The organism is Microtetraspora niveoalba, assembly GCF_001570405.1.
In the GTDB taxonomy this organism is placed as follows: Bacteria; Actinomycetota; Actinomycetes; order Streptosporangiales; family Streptosporangiaceae; genus Microtetraspora; species Microtetraspora niveoalba.
On record NZ_BBYM01000038.1, the window covers coordinates 70,056 to 80,913 of the forward strand.

The 10,858-nt window shown below is 70.8% G+C and carries 7 protein-coding genes; 5 read left to right on the top strand and 2 right to left on the bottom strand.

Features of this window, described 5'->3' with window-relative positions:
• The first annotated feature begins 52 nt into the window (after nt 1–52).
• The 5 genes from AWQ70_RS31035 to AWQ70_RS31055 all read left to right on the top strand — a co-directional run bounded on the left by AWQ70_RS31035 (nt 53) and on the right by AWQ70_RS31055 (nt 6,554).
• Nucleotides 53–2,038, top strand: coding sequence for an ABC transporter ATP-binding protein (locus AWQ70_RS31035; RefSeq protein ID WP_245647228.1), 1,986 nt, complete (start codon nt 53–55; stop codon nt 2,036–2,038).
• On the top strand, nt 2,035–2,613 hold the full coding sequence (locus tag AWQ70_RS31040; protein WP_084518001.1) for a S26 family signal peptidase: 579 nt from the start codon (nt 2,035–2,037) through the stop codon (nt 2,611–2,613). Before AWQ70_RS31035 ends, AWQ70_RS31040 begins: the two co-directional genes overlap by 4 nt.
• Before the next feature lie 46 nt (nt 2,614–2,659).
• Nucleotides 2,660–3,568, top strand: coding sequence for a 16S rRNA (adenine(1518)-N(6)/adenine(1519)-N(6))-dimethyltransferase RsmA (gene rsmA, locus AWQ70_RS31045; RefSeq protein ID WP_067183999.1), 909 nt, complete (start codon nt 2,660–2,662; stop codon nt 3,566–3,568).
• A gap of 85 nt (nt 3,569–3,653) precedes the next feature.
• The gene (locus AWQ70_RS31050; protein WP_067184003.1) at nt 3,654–4,595 is read left to right on the top strand and encodes a 4-(cytidine 5'-diphospho)-2-C-methyl-D-erythritol kinase; all 942 of its coding nucleotides are present in this window, start codon (nt 3,654–3,656) and stop codon (nt 4,593–4,595) included.
• Between the two features lie 114 nt (nt 4,596–4,709).
• Nucleotides 4,710–6,554: an ABC-F family ATP-binding cassette domain-containing protein gene (locus tag AWQ70_RS31055; protein ID WP_067184006.1), complete on the top strand. Its 1,845-nt coding sequence runs from the start codon at nt 4,710–4,712 to the stop codon at nt 6,552–6,554.
• Between the two features lie 330 nt (nt 6,555–6,884).
• Here the strand turns inward: AWQ70_RS31055 and AWQ70_RS41640 are convergent, their stop codons facing one another.
• Both AWQ70_RS41640 and AWQ70_RS31065 read right to left on the bottom strand, forming a co-directional pair.
• Nucleotides 6,885–8,678: a trypsin-like serine peptidase gene (locus AWQ70_RS41640; RefSeq protein ID WP_245647229.1), complete on the bottom strand. Its 1,794-nt coding sequence runs from the start codon at nt 8,676–8,678 to the stop codon at nt 6,885–6,887.
• A 571-nt stretch (nt 8,679–9,249) separates the two neighbouring features.
• The gene (locus tag AWQ70_RS31065) at nt 9,250–10,824 is read right to left on the bottom strand and encodes a trypsin-like serine peptidase (RefSeq protein WP_067184010.1); all 1,575 of its coding nucleotides are present in this window, start codon (nt 10,822–10,824) and stop codon (nt 9,250–9,252) included.
• Nucleotides 10,825–10,858 lie beyond the last annotated feature (34 nt).

Sequence of the window (10,858 nt, forward strand, 5' to 3'; positions counted from 1 at the left end):
GCCGGACAGTGAGGACGCGGCAGACCGTGAGGACGCGGCAGACCGTGAGGGCGTGCCGGACCGTGAGGACGCGGCAGACCGTGAGGGCGTGCCGGACCGTGAGGACGCGGCAGACCGTGAGGGCGTGCCGGACCGTGAGGGCGCGGCGGGCCACGAGGGCGCCGACGGCGCTCCTCTCCCGGCCGCCGGCGGCGCCGTGTGGGTGAGGCGGCTGGTCATCGCGCTCTCCCTCGCGGCCGCCGCCGCGCCCGGCACGCTCGCGCTGTACGTGTCGCTGACCCTGGCGGCCGGAGCGTTCCCCGTCGCGACCACCTGGCTGACCAAGAGCGTCATCGACCGGCTGATCGCCGGATCCCCCCTGGGCACGCTCGCCGGCCTCGCCGTGGGGCTGGCCGTCGCCGGGACGATCACGGCGGCCCTCCCGCAGGTGACGCACTATCTGCGCGCGGAGGTGGACCGCGCCGTCGGGGTGATCGCTCAGGACCGCCTGTTCGCCGCCGTGGAAGGGTTCGTCGGCCTGGGACGGTTCGAGAACCCCCACTTCCTGGATCGGCTGCGTCTCGCGCAGCAGGCCAGCACGGTGTCGCCCGCCCAGGCCGTGGACGGGGCACTCGGCGTCGGCGGCGCGCTCGTCACCCTCGTCGGCTTCCTCGGCTCGTTGCTCCTGCTGAGCCCGGCGTTGACGCTCCTCGTACTGGCGGCCGGCGTGCCGACGTTGATCGCGGAGATCGCGATGTCCCGTCGTCGGGCCGGGATGTTGTGGACCATCGGATCGGCCGAGCGGCGCGAGATCTTCTACAGCCAGCTCCTGACGAGCGTGCAGGCGGCCAAGGAGGTGCGCCTGTTCGGCATCGGACCCTTCCTGCGCGGACGGATGCTCGCCGAAAGATCCACCGCCAACAGGGCGAAGCGGGCGGTCGATCGCCGGGAGACGCTCACCCAGACCGGGCTCGGACTGCTCGCCGCGCTGGTGTCCGGCATCGGGCTGTTCTGGGCGGTGGTCTCCGCGCACTCCGGACGGATCTCCGTCGGCGACGTCGCGATGTTCGTCGCCGCGATCAGCGGCACGCAGGGCGCCCTGGTCGCGGTGGCCGGCGACGCGGCCCGCGCGCACCAGGCGCTCCTCATGTTCGACCACTACGTCGCGGTGACGACGGCGGGGCCGGACCTGCCGGTGCGGGCGACGCCGGCGCCGCTGCCGCCGCTGCGGCACGGCATCGAGTTCCGGGACGTGTGGTTCCGGTACTCGGACGACCACCCCTGGGTGCTGCGCGGCGTCGACCTACGTGTCCCCAAGGGGGCGGCCGTGGCCCTCGTCGGACTGAACGGCGAGGGCAAGTCGACGCTGATGAAGCTGCTGTGCAGGTTCTACGACCCGACCAGGGGCGCGATCCTCTGGGACGGCGTGGACATCCGCGACGTCGACGTGGCCGAACTGCGGCGCAGGATCGGCGCCGTGTTCCAGGACTACATGAGCTACGACATGACCGCCGGGGAGAACATCGCCCTCGGCGACCTGACCGCGCTGGACGATCGCGACCGGCTCGCGGCGGCGGCGCGCGCGGCGGGGATCCACGACAAGATCATGGAACTGCCGTCGACGTTCGACACGCTGTTGACCCGGATGTTCTTCATGGAGAGCGAGAAGGAGGACGCGAGGAACGGCCACATGTTGTCCGGCGGCCAGTGGCAGCGGCTCGCCCTGGCCCGGGCGTTCCTCCGGGACCGGCGCGATCTGATGATCCTCGACGAACCGTCGGCCGGTCTCGACGCCGAGGCCGAACACGAGATCCACGTCTCGCTCAGGCGGCACCGGGCCGGCCGGACCAGCCTGCTCGTCTCGCACCGCCTCGGCGCGGTCCGCGACGCGGACCGCATCGTCGTCCTCTCGGACGGGCGGATCGCGGAGCAGGGCCGTCACGACGAGCTGACCGCGGCCGGGGGGATCTACGCCCGGCTCTTCGCCCTGCAGGCGTCCGGATACCAGCCGGGCACGGAAGAAGCGAGATCCGCGTCGCTGCCGGCGAGGACCCCGTGATCCCGCACCCGGAGCAAGGCGACATACGGATCACCCGGGCGCCGGCGGTCGCTCCGGGGCACGGTCTCGGTCGCAGTCTCGGTCGCGGCCTCGGGCTCGGCATCGGGCTCGGCATCGCGACGGGTCTCGGGCTGGGAATCGCCGCCGGCGTCGGGCTGGCGCTCGCGGCACGGCGCCTGGTCGTGGTGACCGTGCGCGGCGCGAGCATGGAGCCGTCCTTCCACGACGGAGACCGCGTCCTCGTCCGCCGCGGAGCTCCCCTCGCCGTCGAACAGGTCGTCGTGGTGGAGCGGCCCGTGCTCGGCATGGACTGGCCCCGCCCACCGCTCCCCGGCAGCGCGTCACGGCAGGCGATCGCCTCCAGAGAGTGGATGATCAAGCGGGTGGCCGCCGTGCCGGGAGATCCGCTCACCTCGCCGCCGCCCGTACCGGTGGAGGGGACCGAGGAGCGGGTGCCGGTCGGCATGTTGCTCCTGCTCGGGGACAACCGGGCGGCCAGCGTCGACTCCCGCCATCTCGGTTACTTCCAGGGCGAGCGCGTGCTGGGCACCGTGATCCGGAAGCTCTCCCGCTGACCGGCGCGGTAACGAAGACCTGCTCCGATGCCGGACACTAGACAGCATGACTTTGCTCGGCCCTGTCGAAGTGCGCGCGCTCGCGGAGAAGCTGGGCATCCGGCCGACCAAGAAGCTCGGGCAGAACTTCGTCATCGACGGCGGCACCGTCCGCCGCATCGTCCGGGTCGCCGAGGTGACCCCCGAGGACGTCGTCATCGAGATCGGGCCGGGGCTCGGCTCGCTCACCCTGGCCCTCCTGCCCGAGGTGGCGCGGGTCGTGGCGGTCGAGATCGACCCGGCGCTCGCGGCCCAGCTCCCGCTGACCGTCGCCCAGATGGACGCCGAGCACGCCGGCCGGCTCACCGTCGTCCACGCCGACGCGCTGAAGGTGGCCCCGGACGACCTGCGGACGGGCCCCGGCGAGGTCGCGCCCGCCCCGGGCGGTCAGGATCGGTCCGAGACGCCCGCCGCGCTGCCCACCGCGCTGGTCGCCAACCTGCCGTACAACGTCTCGGTGCCGGTGCTGCTGCACCTGCTGGAGATCCTGCCGTCCCTGCGCCGGGGCCTCGTCATGGTGCAGGCCGAGGTCGCCGACCGGCTCGCCGCGGCCCCCGGGTCGCGGATCTACGGCGTCCCCTCGCTCAAGGCCGCCTGGTACGCCGACGTGCGCCGCGCCGGGCCCGTCGGGCGCAACGTCTTCTGGCCCGCGCCCAACGTCGACTCCGGGCTGGTCTCACTCGTCCGCCGCGACCCGCCGGAGACGTCCGCGACCCGCGAGGAGGTCTTCGCCGTCGTGGACGCCGCCTTCGCGCAGCGCCGCAAGACGCTCCGCGCCGCCCTGGCCTCCTGGGCCGGTACGGCCGCCGCCGCCGAGGAGGCCCTCGTCCGGGCGGGCGTCCAGCCGTCGGCGCGCGGCGAGCAGCTCGGCATCGTCGACTTCGCCCGCATCGCCGAAAACCGCCCTCGGCCGTAGCGCGCCAGGACCGCCCCTGAGCGGCGAGTCGAGGCACGTACCGGCGAGATCGGACGGCGGCACGGGAGCGCTAGGCTCGGCTGCTGTGACTGCTACGCAGAGGGTGACGGTGCGCGTCCCGGCCAAGGTCAACCTGCAGCTCGCCGTCGGGCCGCTGCGCGACGACGGCTATCACGACCTGGTGAACGTCTTCCACGCCGTCTCGCTGTTCGACGAGGTGACGGCGACCCCGCCGGGCACCGCCGGAGCCTTCACCGTGCGCGTCGAGGGCGAGGCCGCCACGCAGGTGCCCGCCGACGCCACCAACCTCGCCGTCCGCGCCGCCGAGGCCCTCGCCAAGCACGCCGGGCAGACCGGCCCCGACGGTCGCCCGTACGGCGCGGACCTGCTGATCCGCAAGGCGATCCCGGTCGCTGGCGGCATGGCCGGAGGCAGCGCCGACGCCGCGGCCGCCCTCCTCGCGTGCGACGCCCTCTGGGGGCTCGGACTGCCCCGCGACGAGCTCATGGAGATCGGCGCGGCCATCGGCAGCGACGTGCCGTTCGCCCTCCTCGGCGGCACCGCGGTCGGCACCGGACGCGGCGAGCTGCTGACCCCCGTCCCGGCGACCGGCGCCTTCCACTGGGTGTTCGCCCTCGCCGACGGAGGCCTGTCCACCCCGCAGGTGTACGGCGAGTGCGACCGCATCCGCGCCGACGCGGGCGAGGAGGTCGCGTGGCCGGCCGCGGACGAGGCGCTCATGACGGCCCTGCGGGACGGCGACGCCCGCGCGCTCGGCGCCGCCCTCGCGAACGACCTGCAACCCGCCGCGCTCGCGCTCCGCCCCTCACTCGGCCGTACGCTCGACGCCGGACGGGACGCCGGGGCGCTCGGCGCGATCGTCTCCGGCTCCGGCCCCACCTGCGCCTTCCTGGCCGGATCCGCCGAGGACGCCCGCGAGTTGTCCGAGGCGCTGACCGCCGCCGGCGGGTGCCGTGCCGCCGTCACCGCGCAAGGGCCCGTCCCCGGCGCCGAGATCGTCGCGTAGGCGCCGCCCGTACAACCGGGATCCGCGCGACGACGATGCGTCCCCGAAGGAGAACGCCCGCGCGCGGGCTCGGGAGTACGAGGGATTTTGGGGAATCGGTAGGCTGGGCAGGCGATGAATCTGGTCAACCTTGAATCCGTGTCCCACGCCTTCGGGCCGAAGCCGTTGCTCACCGACGTCTCCCTCGGCATCGAGCAGGGCGACCGGATCGGCGTCGTCGGCCGCAACGGCGGCGGCAAGTCCACCCTGGTCTCGATCATCGCCGGGGAGCTCAAGCCCGACAGCGGACGTGTGACCCACAACCGGGGCCTGCGCGTCGGCCTGCTGTCCCAGCGGGACGACTTCGATCCCGACGCCGCGGTCGGCGACCTCGTGCTGTCCGGCCGGGCCGAGCACGAGTGGGCCGGGGACGCCACTATCAGGGAGATCCTCGCCAACCTGCTCGGCGACATCGAGCTGACCGCCCGCGCGGGCGCGCTCTCGGGAGGCGAGCGGCGGCGCACCGCCCTCGCGAAACTGCTCATCGACGAGCACGACCTGATCATCCTCGACGAGCCGACGAACCACCTCGACATCGAGGCCATCGCCTGGCTCGCCGGGCACCTCGCCCAGCGCAAGTCGGCGCTGCTCGTCGTCACGCACGACCGGTGGTTCCTCGACGCCGTCTCCACCCGGACCTGGGAGGTCGTGGACGCCTCCGTCGAGCGCTACGAAGGCGGCTACGCCGCGTACGTGCTGGCCAAGGCCGAGCGGGCCCGCATCGCCCAGGCCGCCGAGGAACGCCGCCAGAACCTCATGCGCAAGGAGATCGCCTGGCTGCGACGCGGCCCGCCCGCCCGGACCTCCAAGCCCAAGTTCCGCATCAACGCCGCCGAGGCGCTGATCGCGAACGAGCCGCCGCCCCGGGAGACCGTCGAGCTGCTGAAGTTCGCCTCCGCGCGGCTCGGAAAGACCGTCTACGACCTGGAGGACGTGACCCTGCACGCCGGAGGGCCCGGCGCCGGCCCGGTCGTGCTCGACCACGCCACCTTCCAGTTCGGCCCCGGCGACCGCATCGGGCTGATCGGCGTCAACGGCTCCGGCAAGTCGTCCGTGCTCCGCCTGCTGTCCGGCACCGTCACGACCGACTCCGGCCGCGTCGTGCGCGGCAAGACCGTACGGCTCGCGCACCTCTCGCAGGAGCTGGCCGAGCTGGACCCGGCCCGGAGGGTGCTGGAGACCGTCGAAGAGGTCCGCAAGTACATCCAGGTCGGCAAGAAGGAATGGTCCGCCTCGCAGCTCCTCGAGCGCCTCGGCTTCAAGGGCGAGGCCCAGTGGAAGGTCGTCGGCGACCTGTCCGGCGGCGAGCGCCGCCGCCTCCAGTTGCTGCGGCTGATCATGGACGAGCCGAACGTGCTGCTCCTCGACGAGCCGACCAACGACCTCGACATCGAGACGCTCACCGAGCTGGAAGACCTGCTCGACGGATGGCCGGGCACGCTGGTCGTGGTCAGCCACGACCGCTACTTCCTGGAAAGGGTGTCCGACCGCTGCGTCGCCCTGCTCGGAGACGGCAGGCTCTCCATGCTGCCCGGCGGCGTCGACGAGTACCTCGCCCGGCGGGCCGCAGGTGGCGCCCTGTCGGCCCGCGCCGCGTCCGCCGGTACGGCGTCCGCCCCCGGGGGCCAGGCCGTACCGGCCGGGCAGGGCCCGAGCGCGGCGTCCGGGGCGGCCGCGGACGGCGGCTCCGGCGGGTTGTCGGCCAAGGAGCAGCGGGAGCTGCAGAAGGAGCTGGGGCGGCTGGAACGGCAGCTCGACCGGCTCGGCGAGCGCGAGGCGAAGCTGCACGCGCAGATGGCCGAGGCCGCGAGCGACTTCGAGCGCCTGGGCACACTGGACGCCGAGCTGCGCGAGATCACCACGCAGAAGGAGGAGGTCGAGCTCGAATGGCTCGACCTCGCCGCCCGGCTCGACGCCTGACGGGAACGTCCGCGCCGGGGAACGGGGGCGGCGCTCCTCGACGGGCCTGATGAGGCGGGGGCGCCGTGCCCACCCTGGGCGTCAGGACTCCCGCCATGGCGGGCCTTCGTGGCGCTCCTCGATGTGGCCCGCTTCGGCTCACTCCGACCGTCGTGGACGGTGTGACGGCTCCGCGCGGCCGCCTGCCCGTGGCGGCTGCGGACGGCCGTGGTGGAACAGGACGCCGGTTCTGCCCGAGACGCGAAAAAGGGACCCGGCCGGCTGCCGGGCCCCTTCTCCGTCGCGGAGGGGTGCCGAGGTGTTACCTCAGCTCAGATCGTTGATCGCAGATCAGACGATCTTGCCGGACCAGAGGTTGGCCGCGGCCTTGTAGACGCCGTAGGTCTCACCGTCGAAGTAGGGGGAGACGCTGGTGTCGATGCGGCTGTTCTTGTCGGTGTCGGCCAGGCCGATGGTCACACCGTTGAGGTAGCCGAGACGACGGTCGCTCTTGTAGTTGAGCAGCCAGGACGAACCGATCGAGCCCTCGCCGGTGAACGAGGCCTTGACGCCGAGGAGCTCCTCGCCCTTGACCTCGGGGGCCTGGACGGCGAAGGTCTTGCCGTACGCCCACTTGAGGGTCTTGCCGGTGAAGGCGTAGTTGCCGTCCGGGTGCGCCCCGCTCGGGTAACCGAAGATGAAGACCGGCTTGCCGACCTTCTGGTTGTAGGCCAGGCCCTGACCGCCGACGTTGTCGCCGAGGCGGCCGACGTCCTTGAGGCCGATCGCGAGCTTCTTGCCGACGACCTGGTAGCCGACGCCGTGCTTCTGCTTCGCCCAGAAGGTCCGCTTGTAGTACTTGTAGACGCGCTCGGGACGACGGTCGTCGTCGCCACCCTTGCGGGCCACGTCGGCGGTCTCCGTGGGAGTGGGCGTCGGCGTGGGCGTGGCGGTCGGGCTGGCGCTGGCGTCCGGCGTCGTGACGTCGGCAGCCTTGTTGTCGTCGCCCTTGTGGTCGCCCTTGCCACCACCGTGGTTCCCGCCACCGTGGTGCCCGCCACCGTGGTGGCCGTCGTCGTCGCCGGGACGACCCCCGACCGCCTTGCGGAAGTACAGGGTGTTGCCGTCACGGCTGACGTACGAGTCACGGTCGGAGCGGTACTCGCCCTTGCTGATCTCGGTCGTCTGGGCGCCGGTGCCCTCGGCCCACGGGCCGTTGCCGGTGAGGTCCCTCTTCCCGTTCAGCTTCGCGAACTCGTACACGCTGACGGCGGTGACCTGGTAGCCGTTGTCGTGGTCCCGCCCACGGCGGTCGTTGTCACGGCCCTTGTGGTCGTTGTCACGCCCGTGGTGGTCGCCGCGGCCGTGGTGGTGGTCGTCGCGGTCGCCGCGGACCTCGACGATCTTGAGGTCGGACCAGCCGGTGGTCTTGTCGTTCTGGAGCCTGCGCAGCTCACGCTCGGCCTCGGCGCGGGTCCGGAAGACCTTCGACCTGTAGTGGCGGTCGGCGCTCACGCTCTCGGGCAGGACGCCGTTGTAGACGGTGACGAACGCGTAGTCGCGGTCGCCGTCCTCGTAGACGTCGTAGTCGTAGTGCGTGAAGGCCTGCTTGCCGACGTAGATGCCCCACGGGGTCTTGCCCTGGTAGTAACCCGGGATGAAGACCCACTTGTCCAGCGTGGCGCTGTTGGACTCGGTGTCGTACACGCAGTGGCCGGCGGTGGCGACCAGGTTGCGGTAGTTCGACTGCACCGAGGTCGCGGTGCACCAGTGCGGACGGCCGTCGCCGCCGATGAAGAACACCTTGCCGGAGGTCTTGGGCAGGTTGACGTTCTTCGACTTGGACGTCGTCTTCTTCTCGTCGCCGATCGCCGGCACGACGCCCGGCTTCGTGTCGGCCGAGGGACCGCCGGTCGAGACGTGCTTGGCCACGACCTTGGTCTCGACGTTGTACGGCGTGGCGCCGATCAGGTTGGCCTTGGCCTCGCCGTACCAGAACGCGGCGATCTCCTGGGCGGCCAGGTTGGTGTTGGCCAGGACGACGGACGGAACCTTGTCGCCGGCGGCCTGCGCGGGAGCAGCCAGGTTGGCGGCCAGAAGGCCGGCGGTGGCGACGAGGCCACCGAAGGCGAGAGAGCGCTTCAAGGGTTTCTCCTTGGTCTGTCGTGAGACGCCATCTGCGTCCCATGCGTCAGTAAAGGGATGACCAAGACGCTACCTAAGTGGTTGCTGTGAGGGAAGTCGAATGAAAAGTGCGGGATCGGTGGAACCGATACGAGTGGTCGTTACGTCCTAGATATCCCGGAGCCTTTCCGATCCGTTTTTGCTGATCAAGATGCGGATCCGAGACCAAGTGGTATGTCGGCCAGGTGGATCGGTCCACCTGGGGATGTGACATGAATCACAGTTTGGAAACGGGGAGCCGTCGTCCGCGGCGTCACGGTGGCGACATCCTTGAGTGATTCGTCTGTTTTTGGCGGATATGCGGTGAAAGCTGGGCGATATCGACCGGCTGCACCTTCGTTCTGTCGGTTCTGACTTCCGCCCGATCGCCGGAGACGCCGACTCCTTTTCGCCGCCGCCGTCTCCGTGAGCGCTCCCTACGTCAGCCCTCACGGCACCCTCACGACAAAAGGGGCCCCGGCTGGATGCCGGGCCCCTTTTTCACCGCTGTGGGGGCTGAGGTGTCACCTCAGCCCGGATCGCTGACAGCAGGTCAGACGATCTTGCCGGACCAGAGGTTGGCCGCGGACTTGTAGACGCCGTAGGTCTCGCCGTCGAAGTACGGGGAGAAGCTGGTGTCGTAGCGGTTGTTGCCGTCGGTGTCGGAGACGCCGATGGTCACACCGTTGAGGTAGCCGAGACGGCGGCCGTTGTTGTAGTTCACCAGCCAGGAGGAGCCGAGGGCGCCCTCACCGGTGAACGACGACTTGGTGCCGACGAGCTCCTCGCCCTTGATGGACGGGGCCTGGACCGCGAAGGTCTTGCCGTAGGTCCACTTGAGGGTCTTGCCGGTGAAGGCGTTGTTGCCGTCGGGGTGCACGCCGCTCGGGTAGCCGAACACGAAGACCGGCTTGCCGACCTTCTGGTTGTAGGCCAGGCCCTGACCGCCGACGTTGTCGCCGAGACGACCGACGTCCTTCAGGCCGATCTGGAAGAACTTCCCGCTGACCTTGTAGTCCAGGTCGTAGTTCGCCCAGAAGGTCCGCTTGAAGTAGTTGTACTTCGGCGTCGGTCGCGGTACCACCACCGTGTCCGTGGCCGCCGCGGCGCGCCCGGCTTTCCGGTCCGGCTCGACCGTCCCGGGCCCGGTGCTCTCAGGGCGGCGATAGAAGAAGGTGGTCCCGTCCTCGCTGATGTACCACTCCTTGTTGTACTTGTACTCGCCGGCGGTGATGGCGACGGGGGCGTCGGCGCCCGTCCCCGGGGCCCACGGGCCGTTGCCGGCGAGGTGCTTGTTCTTGTTGAGGTTCTGGAAGGTGGCGACCGAGACGGCGACCTTCTTGGACTCGTCGGTGCCGACGGCGACCGCCTTGTTGGTGACCACCTCGGTGATCTCCATCTTGGCGCCGACGGTGGACGGGGTGCTGTCCTTGCTGGCCTTGTCCGCCTGCGCTTCCTTGAGGGTCGGCCAGACCTTCACGTAGTCGCGGTCGGCGCTCACGCTCTCGGGCAGGACGCCGTTGTAGACGGTGACGAACGCGTAGTCGCGGTCGCCGTCCTCGTAGACGTCGTAGTCGTAGTGCGTGAAGGCCTGCTTGCCGACGTAGATGCCCCACGGGGTCTTGCCCTGGTAGTAGCCCGGGATGAAGACCCACTTGTCGAGGGTGGCCTTGTTGGACTCGGTGTCGTAGACGCAGTGGCCGGCGGTGGCGACCAGGTTGCGGTAGCTGGACTGCACCGAGGTGGCCGAGCACCAGTGCGGCTTGTGGTCGCCGCCGATGAAGAACACCTTGCCCGTGGTCTTGGGCAGGTTGACGTTCTTCGACTTGGCGGTCGACTTCTTCTCGTCGCCGATGGCGGGCACGACGCCGGGCTTGCTGTCGGCCGAGGGGCCGCCCTTGGAGACGTGCTTGGCGACGATCTTGGTCTCAACGCCGTAGGGGGTGGCGTTGATCAGGTTCGCCTTGTTCTCGCCGTACCAGAAGGTGGCGACCTGGCGGGCGGCCAGGTTGGTGTTGGCGAGGCTGTCGCTGGCGACGTCACCGGCGGCCTGAGCGGGAGCGGCCAGACCGGCGGCCAGCAGGCCGGCGGTGGCGACGAGGCCACCGAAGGCGAAAGTGCGCTTCATCAGGGAACTCCTTGGTCTGTCGTGGGACGTCAAC

What these genes read in the sequence shown, in the direction of transcription:
- AWQ70_RS31055 (WP_067184006.1), top strand. Translation starts at nt 4,710, where the DNA reads ATGAATCTGGTCAACCTTGAATCCGTGTCCCACGCCTTCGGGCCGAAG.
- AWQ70_RS31065 (WP_067184010.1), bottom strand. Translation starts at nt 10,824, where the DNA reads ATGAAGCGCACTTTCGCCTTCGGTGGCCTCGTCGCCACCGCCGGCCTG.
- rsmA (WP_067183999.1), top strand. Translation starts at nt 2,660, where the DNA reads ATGACTTTGCTCGGCCCTGTCGAAGTGCGCGCGCTCGCGGAGAAGCTG.